Origin of the sequence: Denitrobaculum tricleocarpae, from assembly GCF_007004665.1 — a bacterium.
In the GTDB taxonomy this organism is placed as follows: domain Bacteria; phylum Pseudomonadota; class Alphaproteobacteria; order Kiloniellales; family Kiloniellaceae; genus Denitrobaculum; species Denitrobaculum tricleocarpae.
In genome coordinates, this window is sequence record NZ_ML660054.1 from 407,164 (window position 1) to 427,742 (window position 20,579).

20 protein-coding genes are annotated in these 20,579 nt (G+C 59.2%); 10 read left to right on the forward strand and 10 right to left on the reverse strand.

Annotated features, from left to right (window positions below; translation table 11 throughout):
- Positions 1 to 7 precede the first annotated feature (7 nt).
- Positions 8 to 457 (reverse strand): DNA polymerase III subunit chi, encoded by a 450-nt coding sequence (locus FKG95_RS10945; protein ID WP_142896383.1) that lies wholly within the window; start codon positions 455 to 457, stop codon positions 8 to 10.
- Positions 458 to 480: 23 nt separating this feature from the next.
- Positions 481 to 1,980: a leucyl aminopeptidase gene (locus tag FKG95_RS10950; RefSeq protein ID WP_142896384.1), complete on the reverse strand. Its 1,500-nt coding sequence runs from the start codon at positions 1,978 to 1,980 to the stop codon at positions 481 to 483.
- Between the two features lie 308 nt (positions 1,981 to 2,288).
- Between FKG95_RS10950 and lptF the strand changes: the two genes are divergently transcribed.
- The 6 genes from lptF (at position 2,289) to rsmA (ending at position 10,075) form a co-directional block, all read left to right on the forward strand.
- Positions 2,289 to 3,413 (forward strand): LPS export ABC transporter permease LptF, encoded by a 1,125-nt coding sequence (gene lptF, locus FKG95_RS10955; RefSeq protein ID WP_142896385.1) that lies wholly within the window; start codon positions 2,289 to 2,291, stop codon positions 3,411 to 3,413.
- The gene (gene lptG, locus FKG95_RS10960) at positions 3,410 to 4,552 is read left to right on the forward strand and encodes an LPS export ABC transporter permease LptG (RefSeq protein WP_142896386.1); all 1,143 of its coding nucleotides are present in this window, start codon (positions 3,410 to 3,412) and stop codon (positions 4,550 to 4,552) included. Before lptF ends, lptG begins: the two co-directional genes overlap by 4 nt.
- 73 nt (positions 4,553 to 4,625) lie before the next feature.
- On the forward strand, positions 4,626 to 6,755 hold the full coding sequence (locus FKG95_RS10965; protein ID WP_179954046.1) for an LPS-assembly protein LptD: 2,130 nt from the start codon (positions 4,626 to 4,628) through the stop codon (positions 6,753 to 6,755).
- A 117-nt stretch (positions 6,756 to 6,872) separates the two neighbouring features.
- A complete protein-coding gene (locus FKG95_RS10970; RefSeq protein ID WP_179954047.1) occupies positions 6,873 to 8,129 on the forward strand; it encodes a peptidylprolyl isomerase in 1,257 nt (418 codons plus the stop codon).
- Positions 8,126 to 9,178 carry a 4-hydroxythreonine-4-phosphate dehydrogenase PdxA gene (pdxA, locus tag FKG95_RS10975; RefSeq protein ID WP_246116741.1) on the forward strand — a complete coding sequence of 351 codons (1,053 nt, stop codon included), beginning with the start codon at positions 8,126 to 8,128 and terminating at the stop codon, positions 9,176 to 9,178. Before FKG95_RS10970 ends, pdxA begins: the two co-directional genes overlap by 4 nt.
- A 12-nt stretch (positions 9,179 to 9,190) precedes the next feature.
- Positions 9,191 to 10,075: a 16S rRNA (adenine(1518)-N(6)/adenine(1519)-N(6))-dimethyltransferase RsmA gene (gene rsmA, locus FKG95_RS10980; protein WP_142896389.1), complete on the forward strand. Its 885-nt coding sequence runs from the start codon at positions 9,191 to 9,193 to the stop codon at positions 10,073 to 10,075.
- Between the two features lie 27 nt (positions 10,076 to 10,102).
- Here the strand turns inward: rsmA and gmk are convergent, their stop codons facing one another.
- Both gmk and FKG95_RS10990 read right to left on the reverse strand, forming a co-directional pair.
- Entirely contained in the window at positions 10,103 to 10,753 is a 651-nt protein-coding gene (gene gmk, locus FKG95_RS10985) for a guanylate kinase (RefSeq protein ID WP_218940159.1), read from the reverse strand.
- A gap of 4 nt (positions 10,754 to 10,757) precedes the next feature.
- On the reverse strand, positions 10,758 to 11,660 hold the full coding sequence (locus tag FKG95_RS10990; protein ID WP_342779222.1) for a YicC/YloC family endoribonuclease: 903 nt from the start codon (positions 11,658 to 11,660) through the stop codon (positions 10,758 to 10,760).
- 151 nt (positions 11,661 to 11,811) lie between these two features.
- Here FKG95_RS10990 and FKG95_RS10995 point away from each other — a divergent pair, with 151 nt between their 5' ends.
- The gene (locus tag FKG95_RS10995) at positions 11,812 to 12,573 is read left to right on the forward strand and encodes an SDR family NAD(P)-dependent oxidoreductase (protein ID WP_142896390.1); all 762 of its coding nucleotides are present in this window, start codon (positions 11,812 to 11,814) and stop codon (positions 12,571 to 12,573) included.
- A gap of 16 nt (positions 12,574 to 12,589) precedes the next feature.
- On the opposite strand, the gene FKG95_RS11000 is transcribed toward FKG95_RS10995, so the two are convergent.
- The 6 genes from FKG95_RS11000 to fabD all read right to left on the reverse strand — a co-directional run bounded on the left by FKG95_RS11000 (position 12,590) and on the right by fabD (position 18,765).
- Positions 12,590 to 14,077, reverse strand: a complete 1,488-nt coding sequence (locus FKG95_RS11000; protein WP_179954048.1) for an ATP-binding protein — start codon at positions 14,075 to 14,077, stop codon at positions 12,590 to 12,592.
- A 145-nt stretch (positions 14,078 to 14,222) separates the two neighbouring features.
- Positions 14,223 to 15,212: an endolytic transglycosylase MltG gene (mltG, locus tag FKG95_RS11005; RefSeq protein WP_142896392.1), complete on the reverse strand. Its 990-nt coding sequence runs from the start codon at positions 15,210 to 15,212 to the stop codon at positions 14,223 to 14,225.
- A gap of 5 nt (positions 15,213 to 15,217) precedes the next feature.
- Positions 15,218 to 16,483 carry a beta-ketoacyl-ACP synthase II gene (gene fabF / locus FKG95_RS11010; RefSeq protein ID WP_142896393.1) on the reverse strand — a complete coding sequence of 422 codons (1,266 nt, stop codon included), beginning with the start codon at positions 16,481 to 16,483 and terminating at the stop codon, positions 15,218 to 15,220.
- An 81-nt stretch (positions 16,484 to 16,564) separates the two neighbouring features.
- Positions 16,565 to 16,801, reverse strand: a complete 237-nt coding sequence (locus FKG95_RS11015; RefSeq protein WP_142896394.1) for an acyl carrier protein — start codon at positions 16,799 to 16,801, stop codon at positions 16,565 to 16,567.
- A gap of 164 nt (positions 16,802 to 16,965) precedes the next feature.
- On the reverse strand, positions 16,966 to 17,703 hold the full coding sequence (gene fabG / locus FKG95_RS11020) for a 3-oxoacyl-[acyl-carrier-protein] reductase (RefSeq protein ID WP_142896395.1): 738 nt from the start codon (positions 17,701 to 17,703) through the stop codon (positions 16,966 to 16,968).
- Positions 17,704 to 17,823: 120 nt separating this feature from the next.
- Positions 17,824 to 18,765, reverse strand: a complete 942-nt coding sequence (fabD, locus tag FKG95_RS11025; protein WP_142896396.1) for an ACP S-malonyltransferase — start codon at positions 18,763 to 18,765, stop codon at positions 17,824 to 17,826.
- Between the two features lie 326 nt (positions 18,766 to 19,091).
- On the opposite strand from fabD, the gene rpsF reads away from it, so the two are divergent.
- The 3 genes from rpsF to rplI are packed head-to-tail and all read left to right on the forward strand — an operon-like array spanning position 19,092 to position 20,455.
- Positions 19,092 to 19,559: a 30S ribosomal protein S6 gene (gene rpsF / locus FKG95_RS11030; protein WP_142896397.1), complete on the forward strand. Its 468-nt coding sequence runs from the start codon at positions 19,092 to 19,094 to the stop codon at positions 19,557 to 19,559.
- Positions 19,556 to 19,813 carry a 30S ribosomal protein S18 gene (gene rpsR / locus FKG95_RS11035; RefSeq protein ID WP_142896398.1) on the forward strand — a complete coding sequence of 86 codons (258 nt, stop codon included), beginning with the start codon at positions 19,556 to 19,558 and terminating at the stop codon, positions 19,811 to 19,813. Before rpsF ends, rpsR begins: the two co-directional genes overlap by 4 nt.
- An 18-nt stretch (positions 19,814 to 19,831) precedes the next feature.
- Positions 19,832 to 20,455 carry a 50S ribosomal protein L9 gene (gene rplI / locus FKG95_RS11040; protein ID WP_142896399.1) on the forward strand — a complete coding sequence of 208 codons (624 nt, stop codon included), beginning with the start codon at positions 19,832 to 19,834 and terminating at the stop codon, positions 20,453 to 20,455.
- Positions 20,456 to 20,579 lie beyond the last annotated feature (124 nt).

Consider the following 20,579-nt stretch of genomic DNA (forward strand, 5'->3'; position numbering starts at 1 on the left):
CGACGCGCTAGGCCTTCTGACTCCAGCGGCCTTCTTCATCTTGCTGCCAGTAGGTCACGTTATGTCCGGCGTCTTTATAGCCGGTCCACTGCGCCCGCGCCGCCTGCACTGCTTCCTGCGCCTTGCCGTCAAACAAAACCGCACAAAGCTGAAAATCTTCCAGTTGTTCCGAGGTCGCCCCATCGGTCAGAAAAAGAACTTCGGCCTGGTTGGGACGTTCATCCTCGATCGTCAGCCAAACCGGCTGACGCTCGGGATATCCATCCTTCTTGGAACCATGGGGCAGGAAAGACCGGTCATGGTAGCTCCAGAGATGGCCGTTCAGGGCCTCGACTCTGGCGTCTGAACCGGCCATCACGACGGCCTTCTGGCCACGCTCGAGGGTCTTCTCCAGCATCTGCGGCAGCGCGGCTTCAAGCGTGCTGCGCGTCATATGATAGAAACGAACCTCGGTCATGGCGCCCGCGTTCAGCCTTCCTGTCAGCCCTCGTAGTGATCCGCGACCAAACGGTCGAGAAGCCGTACGCCGAAGGCCGTGGCGCCCCGTGGGACCGTCGGTGCGTCCTTGGACGACCAGGTCACACCCGCGATGTCGATATGCGCCCAGGGCACATCCTTCTGGATGAAGCGCTGCAGGAACTGCGCCGCGGTGATCGAACCCGCGCCCCGGCCACCGATATTCTTCATGTCCGCCGCATCACAGTCGATCAGCTTGTCGTAGTCCTCGCTCAGCGGCATCCGCCAGACATTCTCGCCAACCGACTTCCCGGCTTTTCCGAGAGATTCGGCCAGATCGTCGTCATTCGAGAAGACACCTGCGTGGCTGTTGCCCAACGCGATAATGATGGCGCCGGTGAGCGTGGCGAGATCGATCACCATCCGTGGCTTGAACTTCTCCTGGGTGTACCAGAGGGCATCGGCGAGAACCAGACGCCCCTCGGCATCGGTGTTCAAGACTTCAATGGTCTGGCCGGACATGGAGGTCACGATGTCGCCGGGACGTTGTGCATTGCCGGACGGCATATTCTCCACCAGTCCGCAGACCGCGACCACGTTGGTCTTGGCCTTGCGGCCCGCCAGGGCCTTCATGAGGCCGACCACGACGCCGGAACCGCCCATGTCCCATTTCATATCTTCCATGCCGGCGGCGGGCTTGATCGAAATACCGCCGGTATCGAAGGTGACGCCTTTGCCGACAAAGGCGACGGGGCGCTTGTCCTTGGCCTTGGGGGCGCCATCCCAGCGCATGACCAGCAACTGAGACTCGCGCTCAGAGCCCTGCCCGACCCCAAGCAAGGCGCCCATGCCAAGCTTGGTCATTTCTTTTTCACCAAGCACCTGCACCTTTACGCCCAGGGACGTCAGTTCCTTTGCCTGCTGAGCCAGAGTCTTGGGATAGAGAATGTTGGCAGGCTCGGACACCAGATCGCGCGTCATGAAAACACCGTCGGCGATCTTGCTCAGGGTCCCGAAGATCTTCCGGGCCTTGGGCGCAGACTCGACCATATAGGTGAGTTTGGAGAGCTTCGGCTTCTTCTCGGGCTTTTCTTTGGTTTTGTACTTATCGAAGCGGTAAGAGCGCAGCAGTGCGCCGTAAGCGCTGTGCGCGGCCCGTTCCGTCGGATCAAGCGCGCCGCCGGCCACTGAATCGATGATCACCGCAGCTTCCTTCTCGCCAACCGACACCAGGTGCTTGTAAATCGAGCCCCCCAGGTTCTCCAGGTCCCGGTCCGTCATTTCAGCCGGATCACCCAGGCCTGCGAGCAGTATCCGGCTGTTTGCGATGTTGGCAGGTGCCAGAACCTCAAGCATTTCACCCTTTTTGCCGCTGTAGGCATTTGCCTTTATGGCCTTGGAGACGGCGCCGCCGGTGGATTTGTCGAGCTGGGCGGCGGTCGGAGATAGCTTGCCACCTTTCATAACACCCGTAACGATTGCGGCACTTTTCGGGAGGGCCGGCGCAGCGAAGGAAATTTTCATGATGGGGTTCTCGGACTGTTGCTGTGGAAGGTGGGAAACGGATTTGTGATGACCAGCGACAAATTAACTCATTAATGCGATATCGGTCACTCATTTCCCTGTCAATGATGAGTTTGTGACGCCAAATGCTGCCCGCAAGGCCCTGAGAGGGCCCCAGATGAACCCTGGAAGCAGCGGGCGGCGGACTCTCGAGTTAAGTCTGATCCGCTAAAGGCTTCCATTATCAATAAAAGATCTGGCAAAAGGTCTGGACGTCAGGAGTCAGTTCCGGCTATCTCTCTAGCTGCATCGGGCTGATCGAAGAGTAAATGCATACCCTCACGCGTCACATACTGGGGCAGCTGACCGCCGCCACCCTTTCCGTCACATTGGCGTTGACCTGTGCCATATGGCTTATGCAGTCACTGCGGCTGCTTGACTACATCGTCAATCGCGGCCTCCAGGCGACGACGTTTCTCTATTTTGTGGCGCTCCTCCTGCCTTCCTTTCTCAGTATCGTTCTGCCGATTGCCGCCTTTTGCGCGACACTCTTCGTGTACTACAAGCTGACCGCGGACCGCGAGCTGATCGTGATGCGCTCGGCAGGCTTCTCTCAGTCGGACCTGGCGCGGCCTGCAATCATCCTGGCGGCCGTCATCACGGCGGTCGGTTATCTGATATCGGTCTACCTGCTGCCCGTCTCTCACCGTGAATTCCGGGACCTGAAGTATCAGCTGAGCAACGAGTATTCCGCAGCAATCCTGCAGGAAGGCGTTTTCAATACACTGACCGACGGCATCACGATTTTCGTGCGTGAACGCAGCCTGAACGGTGCTCTGAAAGGCATTCTGGCCCACGACAACCGGGATCTCGATAATCCGGTCACCATGATGGCCGAGACTGGGACGCTCCAGCGCAGCGACGAAGGCCCTCATATCGTGTTGCAAAACGGCAACCGGCAGGTGGTTGACATCAAGAACGGCCGTTTGCAGATGCTCTACTTTGACAAGTACTCCTTTAATCTGAGCCAATTCGAAACAGCCTCCAAGGGGCGGGATCTGAGCCGGCGCGAGCAAACAATTATTCAGCTCTTAAACCCCGACCCCCGACTACCGGCGCGCACCCAACGCACGCACATCGCGGAAGCCCATCAACGCATGGCCTATCCGCTCTATACGATTGCCTTTGTCCTGGTGGCGCTTGCCTCGTTGCTTTCCGGGGAGTTCTCGCGCCGCGGCCAGGTGAAACGCGTCGTGGCGGCGATCCTTTGCGTGGCCTTGCTCCAGATCACTTTGCTGACCTTGAATGATTACGCAAAAGCCTCGCTCTCCGTCATCCCGGCGATGTACGCCACGCCACTTAGCGCAATCGCCGTGGCCCTTATATTCGTGCTCCGGGACAGCCGGCGCAAAGCGGTCTCGCCGCCAGGTGAACAAGCCATGGCCGGCGCATGATAGCTACAGCGACTCCTTCGCCGCGAAACCTGCGGCTTTCACCGACGCTTCTGTGGTACATCGGGCGGCAATATCTCAGCCTCTTCCTGATGTTCTTTTTCGGTCTGGCAACCGTGATCCTTCTGATCACCGTGGTCGATGTCATCGACCGGGTGTCGGGCAAAGGCGCCGACCTGGCAACCATGCTGCAGCTCGCCTTCATGAAACTGCCGTATCTGACGCAGGAGGTCATGCCGTTTACGGCCCTCTTCGCGGCCCTGACCACCTTCTGGCGCCTCACCAGATCTCACGAGTTGGTGGTAACGCGCTCGGCGGGTGTCTCGGTGTGGCAATTCCTGCTGCCCGTGCTGATCGCAGGCTTACTGCTGGGCGCGGTAACCACGTCATTGCTCAACCCTGTCGCTTCGATCCTGCTGGGTCGCTACGAAGCGCTTGAGAGCACCTTCAAGGGCAAATCCAGCTCGACCTTCTCGATCTCCAAAACCGGCCTCTGGCTGCGCCAGCCCGGAGAAAAAGGGCAACCCGGAGAAAACGGACAGTCGGTCATCCACGCTGTATCGGTCACGCCGGACACGATGGTTCTGAACAACGTGATCGTTTTCAAGTACGAAGAGGACGATCGCTTCATCGGGCGGATTGACGCAAAAACCGCGGAATTACGGGACGGACGCTGGATCCTTTTTGAAGCCTGGAAGACCGCTCCGGGTGTACCGGCGGAGTTCTTCGAAAGCACGGATCTCAGCACAGATCTGACCATCGAGAAAATCCAGGAAAGCCTGGCAGATCCGCAGACGATTTCCTTCTGGAGCCTTCCGAGTTTCATCGCCTTGATGAAGGAAGCAGGTTTCTCGGCCGTCCGACATCAGCTCCAGTTCCACCGGCTTTTGGCAACCCCGTTCCTGTTGATCGCCATGATCCTGCTGGCCGCGAGTTTTTCACTCCGGCCTCAGCGGCGGGGCCGCGTCGGTCTCGTTCTCCTGGGCGGTGTCATGACCGGGTTTCTATTCTACTTCGTCTCCAATTTCGTGTTTACACTCGGACTGTCAGGCAAAATTCCTGTCATATTGGCGGCCTGGCTGCCGTCAGGGGTCAGTATGATGCTGGGTGTCGCGGCACTCCTACACCTGGAGGATGGCTAGGATAGTGATTGTTCGGGGGAACAGTTTCAGGGGTTACCTAACGGTAGCGCTGACGGTCATTTTTGCGGCCTTAGTGCAGCCGGCTGCCGCGCAATTCTCCGTCGATGAGCTCGACAGCGACACACCGGCACTGATCAGCGCAGATCAGGTCACGTTCGACGAAAAACTGAACATCGTGACGGCCTCGGGCAACGTCGAGATTTCGCAAGGCGACAGGGTCGTCAAGGCCGACGCGGTTTCCTACAACATGAATACGAACGTGGTTTCGGCTACGGGCAATGTCGCTCTGCTGGAACCGACCGGCGACGTTGTCTTCGCCGAATATATCGAACTGACCAAAGACCTGAGTGAGGGTTTCATTCGCGACATTCGCGTTCTTCTCTCCGACCGCAGCCGCCTGGCCGCTGCACAGGGTCAACGAAGCGGCGGCAACCGGACGGTTCTCAACAAAGCCATTTTCAGTCCCTGTAATCTGTGCAAGGAAGACCCGGACAAAGCACCGCTCTGGCAGCTCAAGGCGAACAGAGTCGTCCATGATCAGGCCGAGAAGGAAATACGCTATTACGACGCCAGGATGGAAATCTTCGGCATACCCGTGGCTTACACCCCATATCTCTCGCACCCGGATCCGACGGTCAAAAAGAAAAGCGGCTTTCTCGCCCCGGCTTTCAGCAACTCCGATACCCTCGGCTTCAGCGCCCAGGTTCCTTATTTCTGGAACATCGCCCCGAATCAGGACCTGACCTTTGCGCCGATCATCACATCGGAACAAGGACCAGTTGCCGCTGGCGAATACCGGCACCTCTTTACCAATGGGACGCTCGACATCAGTGGCAGCGCGACAATCGCGGACCGGGAGGACAGCAACAACGAGGTCGAGGGAAACAGATTTCGCGGACACATTGACGCTGAAGGCCGTTTTGACATCGACGAAACCTGGCGCTGGGGCTTCGATGCGAGACGCAGCAGCGACGACACCTACCAGCGGGTATACGATTTCGGATCTGAACGGACCCTGACCAGTCGCGCCTTTGTTGAGGGTTTCAGGGGCCGCAACTACGCCGCGGTCAACAGCTTCGCTTTCCAGGGGCTTCGAGAGAGCGACAAAAGCGATGAATCGCCCATCATCCTGCCCTTGGCCGACTATAACTTCATCAGCGAACCCCTGGTCGCGGACAGCGTCGCACGGCTTGACGCCAACCTGCTGGCACTGACGCGCCCCGAAGGTCGTGACAGCCGGCGCGCATCGATCATCGGTGGCTGGGATCTTCCCTTCACCTCACCCTTGGGTGACAGCTACAAAATCACGGCGCAGGTGCAGGCCGACGCCTACTGGGTCGATGGCGTCGACCCCGACAGTGACGCTGTCAATCCGGACGGCTCGACCTTCGACGGCTTCACGGGCCGCGTCTTCCCGCAGCTGGCCGCAGAATGGCGCTATCCCTGGATCCAGAACAATGAGAGCTTCAGCCAGGTCATCGAGCCCATTGTACAGGTTATTGCCGGACCAAACGGCTCCAACCCTGGTGAAATTCCAAACGAAGACAGCCGCGACTTCGAGTTTGACGACACAAACCTCTTCAGCCTGAACCGCTTTGCCGGACTTGATCGTGTCGATTCCGGAAGCCGAGTAAACTATGGTTTCAAGTGGAACCTTTTCCAGGGCTCTGGCTCCGGCTCCAGCGAAGCCTTCATTGGACAGAGTTACGCGCTGAAAGAAAACGATGATTTCAGCGAAGACTCCGGTCTGTCGGATCATTTCTCCGACTTTGTCGGGCGCGTCCGGATAAGCCCAATTGACGAAATCGACCTCCTGTACCGCTTCAGAGTCGATGACGAGGATTTTGAAGCCCGTCGGAACGAGATTGATCTCAGTGTCGGTCCACGGCTCTTGAACTTTGGTGTCAACTATCTCTTCCTGGGCGATACGAACGAAGTTGACGAGTTCGATGACCGCGAAGAACTCACGGTCCGCGTCAACTCGCAACTCAGCGAATACTGGTCGGCCTTTGCGTCGCACCGCCGCGATCTGGAGGAGAAGAGTTCGCTGGAAACACGGGTCGGCCTGACCTATCAGGATGAGTGCTTTCTGATCGAAGGCATAGTTGAGCGAACTTTCTTCACCGATCGCGATCTCGAGCCTGAGGACACCTTTGCGGTGCGCTTTGTTTTCAAACACTTAGGTGAGTTTTCTACCAACTGAACCGAATGTAAGCCGAAGCCAAACCAGAAAGTGACTCTTTCGAGACCGCTGGAAGCTGTAGTTAGCTGAGCTTATAATGTATATCGATTTAATATGGCTCACAGCGGCACCGACATAATGACGTTTTTCCGACCGAGACACGCACTCACACTTGCTCTTTGGATCACATTGGCTCTGGTCACACCGGCCTCGGCGCAAGACATGCTGCGCCCCGCAGCGGTTGTAAACGATGAGGTCATCTCGGTCCTCGACCTGACACAACGGGCGCGACTGACCCTGCTCGCAACGCGTCAACAGGATGGGCCGGAGGTCCGGCGCCGCCTGATCCCGCAGGTCCTCCGCCGCCTGGTGGATGAGCGTCTTCAACTGCAGGAAGCCGAACGGCTGGAAATCGTAGTAGACGACCGGCAGGTCGAGGCGGCGCTGGCCGATCTGGCAAACCAGAACAAGATGAGCCGCGACCAGTTCGTAAGCTTTCTCCGTCGGCAAGGTGTTCTCGCAACAACGATTTCCGATCAGATCCGCGCACAGATCGCCTGGTCAATCGTGGTTTCCCGTCGCCTTCGTCCCTCGGTCAATATTTCGGACGAGGAAATACAGGAGGTTGTCGACCGGGTTGCAACTGACACCGGCGCTGTACAGCGCCGGGTCGGCGAGATCTTCCTGACGGTCGAAAACGCCCAACGCGAAGCGGAAGTCCGGGAAAATGCGAACCGCCTGATCACGCGTTTGCGCGAAGGGGCAAATTTCGGGACTCTCGCACGGCAGTTTTCCCAAGCCGCAAGCGCTTCTCTCGGCGGTGATCTTGGCTGGGTTGCCCAAGGCGAACTCCAACCGGAACTCGACGAGGCTCTGGCAGCCGCGACACCCAACAGCGTCGTCGGTCCGATCCAGACGACCTCCGGCTTTTATCTTCTGAATTACCTTGAACAAAGGCAGAGTGGCCAGGAGGAGACGCTCAACCTGAAGCAGGTTCTCTTCGCGCTGCCGGCCTCACCGACGGCGGAACAAATTGAGGGCGCACGTGCCCGTGCGGCGGGAGCGAGAGCGCAAATGATCAGCTGCGAAGCCACCGACGAGGTTGCAACGGCCATTGGCAGCCCCGGTTCAGGTGACCTTGGAGCAGTCAAGACGACTGATCTTCCCCCGGCTTTGAGAACTGCCGTAAGTGATCTGGCAACCGGCGAACCAAGCCAGCCGGTAGAGGTATCGGGCGGCATCTCGGTCCTGATGGTTTGCAGCCGCAGTGGCAACGACTCGAGTGTCGATCGCTCACGGATCGTGAGGACCCTGACCAACCAGCGGCTGGATGTGCTGGCGCAACGCTATCTTCAGGACCTGCGGCGAGCAGCCAACGTGGATATTCGTATATGAGCGCAGATGTCGGGACCCGGGACACTATGGGGTCTGGGACTGGCTCTGGACCGCTCGCCGTCACAATGGGGGAACCGGCGGGAATCGGAGGAGAAATCCTCCTCAAAGCCTGGCAGGCTGCGTCCGCAAACGACCTACACCCCTTTTTCGCAATCGACGCCCCGGCACGCTTACAATCAATCGCGGACAGACTGGAGCTTCCGGTCGTGGTCCGGGAGATTTCCGCACCGGATGAAGCACACGGGTGTTTCAACACCGCCTTGCCGGTGCTTCCCCTTACCCTGCCAAGGGACGTAAAAGCAGGTCACCTGGATCCGGCAAATGCCCCGGCCGTTCTCTCGAGCATCAAACGCGCGGTAGACTTGATACAAACCGGCGAGGCGTCCGGACTCGTCACCAATCCCATTCATAAAAAGAACCTCTACGCGGCCGGTTTCGCGCACCCGGGTCATACGGAGTACCTCGCCCAGTTAGCGGGCTCGGACAAACCGGCGGTCATGATGCTTGCCTGTCCGGGCCTGAAGGTCATACCGGTTACAATCCATCTGGCCCTCAAGGACGCGATTGTCAGCTTGAGCGAAGACGCTATCCTGCATGCGGGCCGCACGACGGCAGAGGCTCTTGTATGCGACTTTGGGATCGCGACTCCCAGGCTCGCCGTCGCAGGCCTCAATCCGCACGCCGGCGAGGACGGCGCAATGGGACGTGAGGAAATCGAGATCATCCAACCCGCTGTCGAGCGCCTTGCCCAAGAGGGCATAGATATCACCGGCCCCCTGCCCGCCGACACGCTGTTCCACGCCGACGCGCGCAGGCGCTATGACGCGGTTCTCTGCATGTACCACGACCAGGCACTCATCCCCCTGAAGACCATCGACTTTGACCGGGGTGTCAACGTGACCCTTGGCCTTCCCTTTGTCCGGACATCGCCCGACCACGGCACGGCACTGGGAATTGCGGGAAGCGGAGAGGCCCGGCCAGACAGCATGATCGCCGCATTGCAGATGGCAGGCGCCATGGTTGCAAGCCGGTCGACTTCGAGCTTATAGGACACCACGGCAATGCCGCCGCCATCCGACAGGCCCCCAGCGCGAACAGAGCTGCCGCCCTTGCGCGAAACCATCGCCAAATACGGGCTGGGCGCCCGCAAAGCCCTCGGGCAACACTTCCTGCTTGATATCAATCTGACACGCAGGATCGCCCGCGCGGCGGCACCTTTGGACCAGGGCACCGTCATTGAGATTGGGCCGGGTCCGGGAGGACTGACGCGCGGGCTCCTGCAGGAAGGTGCGCGGAAGGTCATTGCGATTGAGAAGGATAGCCGATGCCTCGAGGCCTTGCGGGAAGTTGCCGCCGCCTACCCCGGTCGGCTTGAGCTGATTGAGGCGGATGCTCTGGAAATCGACATCAGCCGGCTTGGCGACGGCCCCCGCCAGATCGTCGCCAATCTTCCCTACAACGTCTCGACAGCCCTGCTCATTCAATGGCTGACGCTCATCGATAGAGATGCCTCGGCCATCACACGCCTGACACTGATGTTTCAGAAGGAAGTGGCGGAGAGGCTGGCGGCCGTTCCGCGCAGTAAAGACTACGGGCGCCTGTCGATCCTGGCCCAGTGGCTTTGTGAAATCCGTTTGCTCTTTGATGTGCCGAAACAGGCTTTCACACCACCACCGAAAGTGATTTCGACCATCGCCAGCCTGAAACCAAGGTCAGAACCTCTCTCTCCGGCACAGATGCCGACGCTGGAACGGATAACTGCAGCCGCTTTCGGTCAACGCCGCAAGATGCTGAGACAAAGCCTGAAAAGCACGTCACAGGACGTGACAGGTCTTCTGGCGGGCTGTGCTATCGATGAGACGAAGCGGGCCGAGGAGCTCACAGTCGAGGAGTTTTGCGCCCTCGCGCGCGCGGTTGATGAAGGAAAAACAAACCCCGGACATTAGCGTTGGAGCAGGCTTGACCGGTTTCGGCTAAGGCGCGCGGAGCGTTTCCACGAAATCGCGAAGCCCGACACGCCGCTCACGCCGGAGGCGCTCGGCGTGCAGAATCGACTGCACATCCGCCAGGCTCTGATCGATGTCATGATTTACGATGATGTAATCGTACTCGGCCCAGTGACTGAGCTCGTCAGCCGCTTTGGCCATCCGGCTGCGCACGACATCTTCCGGATCCCGGGCGCGGGCATAGAGACGGCGCTCCAGCTCCTTTACCGAGGGCGGCAGGACAAACACCCGGACCAGATCCCTCGGGGCCTTATCCGCAACCTGTTGCGTGCCCTGCCAGTCGATATCGAAAAGAACATCGCGGCCCGCCTGCAAAGCCTTCTCGACCGGCTCACGGGGCGTTCCATAGCGGTGATCGAAGACCTGAGCATGCTCGAGCATCTCTCCGCGCGCGACCATGGCCTCGAACTGCTCGGAAGAAACGAAAAAGTAGTCCTTGCCATTCACTTCACCCGGACGGCGTGGCCGTGTGGTCGCAGAGATGGAGAGTTCGAGATTGTCGTCTTTATCAAGAAGCTTGCGCGAGATCGTTGTCTTTCCCGCCCCCGATGGCGAGGAGAAAACGAGCATCAGTCCGCGGCGCTGAATGTCGCCATGTTTCATTGTGGCCCGAACCATAGAGCTATTCCAGATTCTGTATCTGCTCGCGGAACTGCTCGATCGTTGCCTTGAGCTCCAACCCGATCCGGGTCAGTTCCACGTCTGAGGATTTTGAACATAGCGTGTTGGCCTCACGGTTGAACTCCTGACAGAGGAAGTCGAGCCGACGGCCACAGGGCCCCGCCTGCTTCAGGAGTTCCTGCGCCGCTTCAACATGTGAGCGCAAACGATCCAATTCCTCGCGGATATCAGCTTTGGTGATCAGCAGAGCCGCCTCCTGCGCGAGACGCTCTTCAGGCAGCGCGGGCGATGCTTCCAGCAAGGCCGCGACCTGTTCACGCAGTCGTGCCCTGAGTGCATCGGGCTGCACAGCCGCGAGATCCGCCGCGCTTGAAATCAGATCCGAAATGCGCTCCAGCATCGCACGCACAACTGAATCCAGACGCTGTCCCTCTTCCTGGCGTGCCTCGCGTAACCTGGCGATGGCTGAAGAGAGATCGGCTTTCATGGCCTCTTTGCGCGACTGAATCTGCTCCTCGGTTTCCTCGTCCTCGACGGCCTCGATCACCCCGCGTAAGCCGAGCAAACCATCAAGCCGCGCGGGCGCACTCGGCACCTCGGTCTCCAGCTCCGCGATCACGTCCCTGATCTGGTCGAGAACCTCGCGGTTAATTTGGAAACTCGTGTTTTGCTTGCCCATGTCCAAAGACAGGTTCAACTGAAAGTTTCCTCTGGCGAAAGCCTCCGACATGGTCGAGCGGACGACCGGATCGAGATCCTCGTATCCATTCGGCAATCTGCAGCGGAGATCCAGATTGCGGCCGTTCACGCTCTTGATTTCCCACGACCAGGACGCAGAGCCGTCGCCGCCGTCTGCACGGGCAAACCCCGTCATGCTGGACAGAACACCTGTATTTCCCGACACTCGACACGCCCCGATACGAATATGATTTCAATGCGCAGCCTTTATATACGCGGCGCTGCCCGACAACAACATCTGCCCCGACACCGCGAATCCCCGATAATGCGAAGCTCAGATCCCGAGAAGCTCAAACACTCAACGCTCCAAGGCGAACATGCAAAACCCTAAATCGATCCTGATCACCGGCGCTTCCAGCGGAATCGGTGAAGCGCTCGCGCGCCAGTATGCAGCATCAGGTGTGCATCTGGCGCTCACCGGGCGTGACTCTGAGCGCCTGGAAGCTGTTGCAAGCGCATGCCGCCAGGCCGGTGCTGACGTCACCACCTGCCTCGTAGATGTCCAGGACCGCGACGAGTTGAGTGCCTGGACCCGTGAAGTCGACGCGACAGCACCGCTCGATCTGGTGATCGCCAACGCCGGCGTCTCGGCCGGCACCGGGCGGGCGGGCGAAACCGCGGAGCAGACAAAACGGATCATGGCAGTCAATGTCGACGGTGTTTTCAACACCATCCTGCCCGCCGTCGAGCAGATGAAAAACCGCCGCAGCGGGCAGGTCGCCATCATGTCCTCACTTGCCGGATTCCGCGGTTTTCCAGGCGCACCGGCCTACTGCGCAAGTAAGGCGGCCGTGCGCCTTTGGGGAGAGAGCCTGCGCGGCGAACTCTTTGCGCAGGGGATCGGCGTATCGGTGATCTGTCCCGGGTTCGTCCGCAGCCGGATGACGGCGGTCAACGAGTTCCCGATGCCGTTTCTGATGGATGCAGACCGCGCGGCGCGGATTATCCAGCGCGGCTTATCAAAGAACCGTCCGCGCATCGCCTTCCCCCTTAGGCTTTATGCGGTGGTCTGGACTCTGGCGTTGCTGCCCTCAGTGCTGATTGATCCGATTCTGCGCCGTCTGCCACAAAAAAACTGACCGGCGTTTATGGCTTTCAGTTTGCGACAGCACTGGAGGCGAGCGAGATCTTGACCTCGGTCCCCAGCCCCGGCTCTGACTGAAGCTGAAAATCGCCGCCGAGAAGCTTGGTGAACTCAGCGATCAAGGGCAGGCCCAGGCCCGACCCCCGGTACTTGGAAGAGAGGCCGTTTCGGATTTGGCCGAAAGGCTTCATAATCTTCTCGAGGTCCTCGCGTGCGATCCCGATGCCGGTATCCTTGACCTCGATGACCAGTTGGTTGGATTCATCGCAGGAAATCCGGAGCGTGACCAAGCCATCGGCCGGTGTAAACTTCACTGCGTTGGATAGCATGTTCAGGATGATCTGTTTGATGACGCGAGGGTCGCTTTCTATCGGCGGCAGATTCGGATCGACCTCTCTCTTGAGCGCAACACCCGCTTTTTCCGCTTCACCCCGGATCAGGTCGCAACACTCCACGGTCAGCTTATCGACATCGAGATCCTGTTTGTGCAGCTCAAACTCTCCGGCCTCAATCCTGTTCATATCCAGCAGATCGTTGATCAAAGCCAGCAGATGCTGACCGCTCTGGTGAATATCCGAGGCATATTCGATGTAGCGCGGTTTATCGATCGTCCCCAGCGCCTGGGTCTTGATCATCTCGGAAAAGCCAATGATGGCATTGAGTGGTGTGCGGAGTTCATGGCTGACGTTGGAGAGAAAGACGGTTTTTGAGGCATTGGCCTCTTCGGCGGCCTGCTTCTCCTTTGCAAGAATATGCTTTTCCGCTTCCTGACGGTCGGCGAGCCTTTGCTCATCCCGCACAAAGCGCTGAACCTTGAGATAAAGGAACCCCAGCACGCAGAGAATCGCGCCGACGGAGCCCAGCAGCATCAGGTAGTATCCTGAATTCCCGAATGGGTCGATCGGGGGCAAAAAGAGAGCGACACTCTGGACCCCGCGGATATCGCCGACCTGCCAATCGGTTTTGGGGCTATCCTCATGACTGTTGTGACAGGCGACACAGCTCTCGGTCATCGTCACCGGAACCGCGTGCCGCAACACATCTTTCTGATCAATCGTGGTCAGCTGCGTGTAGCTGCCCTCGCCTCCCTTGCTCAGAGCCTCCAAAGCCGTGCGTTCGAATTCATCTCTCGGGCCGCCGTCCTCGCGGGTTACAAAGGGATAGTCGCTGTAAAAGCGGAAACCGGTCTCAAGCCGGCGAGACGACAACTCCCGCCCAAGCTCGATAGCCAGGGTTGCGGGATTCGGGATCGAATCGGTTTCTTCCAAATAGCGGTGCGAGGCCATCACACCCGACTGGTTCGCCCGCGTTACGACAACGGAAGAGTAATACTCCCGGAAGGTGGTAATTGAATCCGCGTAGGTCGAAGCCATGGCAACCGCGACTTCCGAGCGGATGTGGCGGCTTCCCTGAATGAGCACAGACGCAAGAATGGCTGCAGCCAGAACAACGTACGCAAAGAGTATGCTTTTGGGATAGCGGAGTAGATATAAAAACACTCTATGCCGCTGAGTCATGTTTATCACCAGTAGAATCGTTTCAACACTAACACTACAGCAACCTGAGTTACATTATGGTTAACGACCACCCATGCTTGCAGGCAAGAAAAAACGGATTTATCGAAATTCCGACTGTCGGGAACGCCTATTGGCCGCCCGATCTCTTAAATCTGCGCCACTTGGCAACGTTTCTATTGTGTTGTTTTAGAGTCTTGGCAAAGGCGTGGCCGCCTGTGCCGTCGGCGACAAAGTACAGATAGCCGGTCGCTTCCGGATTCAGAACCGCGGCAAGGGCCGCACGTCCAGCGTTGGCGATCGGCGCTGGCGGCAGCCCATTGATAACATAGGTATTGTATGCGGAGGGCTGTCGTAAATCCCGACGGCTCAACTCTCGCCCCAGCGGACGGACACCAAGGGTAATGCCATAGGTGACCGTGGGATCGGATTGCAACCTCATACCCTTGTTCAGGCGATTGACGAAAACGCCAGCAACAAGGGCGCGTTCGTCGGCGACACCGGTCTCCTTCTCTACAATAGATGCGAGAATAACGGCTTCTTCGGGTGTTTTGATCGGCAGCCCTTCGGCCCTCGACTCCCACAGCTCCGACAGAACCTTATCCCGGGACGCCTTCATCCGCTCGAGAACGGACTGGCGGCTGTCGCCACGCCGGTAGTGATAGGTCTCCGGCAGCAAGGAACCCTCAGGCGGCACATCCTCCAAGCTTCCTTCCAAGCCCTCCGCAGCCTCGATCAGGGCAACGGCTTCGTGGCTCGTGATCCCTTCAACGATCGTCAGCCGGCGCACCACGACTTCGCCACTGGCGAGGATCTCCGCGGCGCCACGCATGGAGACCGCGGCCGGAAAGGCGTATTCGCCGGCTTTGAGCGAGCGTGCCTGGCCGAGAACCCGGACGCCGATCTGAAAAAGGCGCTGGTCTTCAACGACGTTTTCGTCTTCGAGCAACTGGGCAATCCCAGCGAGGCCGCTGCCTGCCGGAATGAAAACGATCGACTGCTCAGGCAAAGGGCCGGGCCGCTCAAAGCGGTCCCGGCCCTCAAACCAGACAACACTGGATGCTATAATCAGGATGACAACGGTGATCGCGACCAGGCCGCCAAACCGTTTCCAGCTCATAACTTCTAGTTATTCGCGGCGAGCACCAGGCTCGCATTCGTACCCCCGAAGCCAAAGGAGTTGGAAAGCGCGTATTTCACTTCCCGCTTCTTTGCCTCGTGCGGCACAAGGTCGACCCCCTCGCATCCCTCGGATGGTTTATCGAGGTTCAAGGTCGGTGGAACGACCTGATCCCGAAGCGCCAGGATGCAGAAAATAGACTCCACTGCGCCGGCAGCGCCAAGCAGATGCCCGATCGCGGATTTGGTCGAGGACATGCTCAAGCCACCGATATCATCCCCGAACAAGCGCTTGACCGCGCCCAGCTCAATCTCGTCCCCCAGAGGAGTCGAAGTCCCATGAGCGTTGATGTAGTCGATATCGCCGGGCTTAAGGTTGGCACGTGCGAGCGCCGCGCTCATGGCCCGGAAGCCGCCATTGCCATCCGGCGGCGGCGCTGTGATGTGATGGGCGTCACCGGAGAGACCGTAACCAACGACTTCGGCATAGATCTTGGCGCCACGCTTTTGGGCATGCTCACGGTCTTCGAGCACTACGACACCGGAGCCTTCGCCAATCACAAAGCCATCCCGATCGACATCCCAGGGCCGCGAAGCCCGCTCGGGCGTATCGTTAAAGCCCGTGGAGAGGGCGCGTGACGCGGCAAATCCGGCCATGCCGAGACGGCATACGGCTGCCTCTGCCCCACCAGCGACCATGACATCGGCGTCGCCGAGCATAATCAGCCGGGCAGCATCACCGATCGCATGCGCACCGGTCGAACAGGCGGTAACGGCCGAGTGGTTCGGACCGCGAAAGCCATAGCGGATTGAAACCTGCCCGGAGATCAAATTGATCAGCGCGGCGGGAATAAAAAACGGAGACAACCTTCTGGCGCCCCGTTCTTTCAGGGTCACGGCGCCGTCCGCAATGGTTTGAAGACCGCCAATGCCCGAACCGATCATGACGCCGGTGCGCAGGAGGCTCTCCTCGTCCTCCGGCGTCCATCCGGCATCTTCGACCGCCTGCTGGGCAGCTGCCATTCCGTACACGATGAAACGGTCAACTTTCCGCTGGTCCTTCGGCGCCATGTAATCGTCGGCGTTAAAGTGACCTTCGTTAGTATCTCCGCCACTGACCGCGCCTGCGATTCGTGATGGAATATCCGAAACATCGAACTCTGTGACGGCCCGAATGCCTGAGTTACCATTCAACAGGCGGTCCCAAACGTAGGGAACGCCTGATCCAAGCGGGGTAACAAGTCCGAGACCCGTGACGACGACTCGTCTCATAATTTACAATCAATAATTACAGGAAACTGCGTTTTCCGGAAGCGGCACCGGGGAAAGCCCGGCACCGGCCAATCCGAAACTTCAGGCATTGTCCTGAATGAAGTCAATCGCATCCTTCACGGTAACGATCTTCTCCGCAGCGTCATCCGGGATTTCACACCCGAACTCTTCCTCGAAAGCCATAACGAGTTCGACGGTATCGAGACTGTCAGCCCCAAGATCGTCGATAAAACTCGCGGTGTCGGAAACTTTTGCCTCATCAACACCCAGGTGTTCGACGACAATCTTTTTTACACGTTCTGCAGTATCGTTGCTCATAAACCTTAGCCCTCAGATTTCGCTAGCGCTTCGTGGCGGGAAGCGGAGACCGATTCCGGTCGATTTGTCTCCTGCGGTGCAGCAGAGCGCCGCCTCTTATCATAGTTTTTCCGGGTTTGCCAACGGTCACGGACCAGAATATCCGAAACGCCCCCAAAACTCCGTCATATCATGGCCATTCCGCCGTTTACATGCAAGGTCTGGCCGGTCATGTAGGCCGCTTCCTCGCTCGAGAGATATACCACCGACGCGGCGATATCTTCCGGCAGGCCAAGACGGCCCGCTGGAATTCCGCTCAGGAGAAGTTCGTGCTGCTTTTCATCCAGCGCGTCGGTCATGGCCGTTTTGATAAAGCCCGGCGCGACACAATTCACGGTGATCCCGCGCGAGGCGATCTCCTGGGCCAGGGATTTTGACATCCCGATCATGCCCGCCTTTGACGCGGCATAGTTCGTTTGTCCCGGATTTCCGGTGACCCCGACGATCGAGGTAATGCCGACAATCCGGCCCCAGCGGCGTTTCATCATTCCACGCAGGCAGGCCTTGGCCAGCCTGAAGCTGGACGTCAGGTTAACCTCAACGACCTGGTCCCAGTCGTCGTCCTTGAGCCGCATTGCCAGATTATCCCGGGTCAGGCCCGCGTTGTTAACCAGGATATCCAGGCTGCCCAGTGCTGCCTCGGCTTGCCCGGGCAAAGCCGCAACCGCATCCCGGTCGGAGAGGTTACAGGGCAAAACGGCTGTCCGTTCCCCGAGCTCCGAAGCCAGAGCTTCCAGGGCCTCGGCGCGCGTCCCGCTCAGACCAACACTCGCGCCCCTCTCATGCAGAGCCTTGGCAATGGCACCGCCAATGCCGCCCGACGCGCCGGTGACAAGGGCCGCCTTGCCGGTTAAATAAAACATAGGTCTTACTCCGATCACTTAAATTTCGAGCCACCAGAAATGGCCAGTTGGTGAGGGGGAAGCACTATCGGCGTGTGTGTTAGCAGCTTAAGGCCGCCAAATCCATTGCGCCGGCTTCTCCTACAAGTCCTTTAGAATTGCCTCGATGTCCGCCGGGGTGCCAACGGCCTGCCCGTTCATTTCCCGGTCGACTCGGCGGGTCAGGCCCGCCAACACCTTTCCGGCCCCCAGTTCAACGAGCGTGGCAACGCCCTGTCCTTTGAGATAAAGGACCGATTCACGCCAGCGCACGGCACCGGTGACCTGCTCAACCAGCAAACGGCGGATGGCTTCCGGGTCATTGACCGAGCTCGCAGTGACGTTGGCGACCAGGGACATCTTTGGTGCTTGCAGGCTGACCTTGTCCAGAGCCTCCTTCATCTCCTCGGCCGCGGGCGCCATCAGACTGCAATGGAAAGGCGCGCTGACCGGCAGCAGCAGAGAACGCTTTGCACCGCGCTCCTTGGCAAGTTCGATCGCGCGCTCCACGGCGGCGGCGTGGCCGCTGACCACCACCTGTCCGGGCGCGTTGTCGTTGGCGGGCGCGCAGACTTCGCCCTGCGCGGCTTCCTCGGCCACTTCGCGGACGACGTCCAGATCGAGCCCCAGGACCGCCGCCATAGCGCCCTCACCCACCGGAACGGCGCGCTGCATGGCCTGGCCGCGCAGTTTCAGCAGGCGGGCCGCGTCGGAAAGCGTAAAGGTACCCGCAGCCGCGAGAGCCGAATACTCTCCAAGGGAGTGACCGGCAACAAAGGCCGCCTTGTCGGCAAGATCGATGCCCGCTTCGGCTTCCAGGACCCGAACAACCGCCAGACTAACGGCCATGAGCGCCGGCTGGGCGTTCTCCGTCAGGGTCAGCTCTTCGATCGGGCCCTCGAACATGAGCTTCGCCAGATGCTGCCCGAGGGCGTCATCAACCTCCTCGAAGACCTCTCTGGCGACAGGAAAGGCCTCAGCCAGATCCTTGCCCATCCCCACGGCCTGCGATCCCTGACCAGGGAAAACAAACGCCCGGCTCATACCCTATACTCCAGTCCGAATTATGCTTAATTTCCTGCCCAGACATACTCGCGCCCGCTGCCCTGTCAAGCTTTCCACCCGCCGACCAGGCTTTTCTTGCGCCAGTGGCTTGAAAAAGCGCTCATTTCCGGGCTTTTTACGGCTAAACACTCGGTGCTTGCACCACCCGGGCATTTCTGTATATTCCCGCTCTTCGAAGTATCCGCACATACGACCTACTCCTTGCCGGCAAGCGTGCGCGGAACACGTCACTGCCGGCTAGGGCCGATCGGCTGAGTGTTAAGACCACCAGCTCCGGCCCGATAACAGCCGTGAGGAGTTCAAACATGGCATTATATGAGTGCGTGTTTATCGCGCGCCAGGACATTGCGTCGACCCAGGTTGAAGGCCTGGTCGAACAGTTCAGCACCATCCTTACCGATAATCAGGGTTCTGTGGCCAAACAGGAATACTGGGGCCTGCGTAACCTCGCCTATCGGATCAAAAAGAATCGCAAGGGACATTACGTCCTGCTCAACATCGACGCGCCGGCCGAAGCGGTCCACGAAATGGAACGCAACATGCGCCTGAACGACGATGTGCTGCGCTATCTCACCACGCGGGTTGACGAGGTCGAAGAGGGTCCGTCCATCGTGATGCAGAACCGTCACAGCCGTGACGAGCGCGGTGGCCGCGGTGGCCGTGGTGGCCGTGACGATCGCGGAGGCCGCGACGGTGGCCGCGACAGCCGTCCGCCCCGTTCCCATGACTCGGCTCCCAAGCCAGTTGCCAGCGCTGAAGGAGAAAGCGCATGACCATTCGTGTTGTCAGCCAGGGTTCCGGCGGACGCCGGCCTTTCTTCCGCCGCCGCAAGAGCTGTCCTTTCTCGGGTCCCAATTCGCCCAAGATCGATCATAAGGACGTTCGTCTTCTGCAGCGTTTCGTGTCCGAGCGCGGCAAAATCGTGCCAAGCCGGATCACCGCAGTCTCGACGAAGAAGCAGCGCGAACTCGCCAAGGCGATCAAGCGTGCCCGCTTCCTCGCCCTCCTGCCCTACGTGCTGAAGTAAGACGCAAGGACGATTATTATGGATATCATTCTACTCGAACGCGTTGAGAAGCTTGGGCAGATGGGCGAAGTCGTCAGCGTAAAGCCGGGCTTTGCACGCAACTACCTGCTGCCGCAGAAGAAGGCTCTCCGGGCCACCAAGTCGAACCTGGAGCAGTTCGAAACCCAGCGCGTACAGCTCGAAGCCGAAAACCTCGAGCGCAAGAGCGAAGCCGAGAAGGTTGCCGAGAAGATCGATGGCCTCAAGGTCATCATCATCCGTCAGGCCGGTGAATCGGGCCAGCTCTACGGATCGGTTTCCAATCGCGATATCGCCGAGGCCGTGGCCGAAGCCGGGTTCACGATTGACCGCAAGCAGGTCACCATGACCGCGGTGATCAAGACCCTGGGCATGCACAACGTAAAAGTCGTGCTGCACCCGGAAGTCTCGGTCGAAGTGACCGCCAACGTTGCCCGCTCCGCCGAGGAAGCCGAGACGCAGGCTGAGACCGGCGCGGCCTTCAACGCAGCGGAACTGCGTGACGCCGAGGACGCCGCCGTCGCTCAGGAGATTGCCGCCGAGGCAGCCGAGTCCCGCGCGGAAGCTGAAGCGGAAGCCGAGGCTCAGGCACCGGCTGAAGAAGAGGACGAGGCGAAAGCCTGATCCTTCATCATACTGATGAGAGAAACGGCGGTCCTTAAACGGGCCGCCGTTTCTCGTTCTACGCCTGGAAATCGCCGCAATTATCATTTCAAGTTATCCCCGTTCTTTTGGGTTACCCACAGAG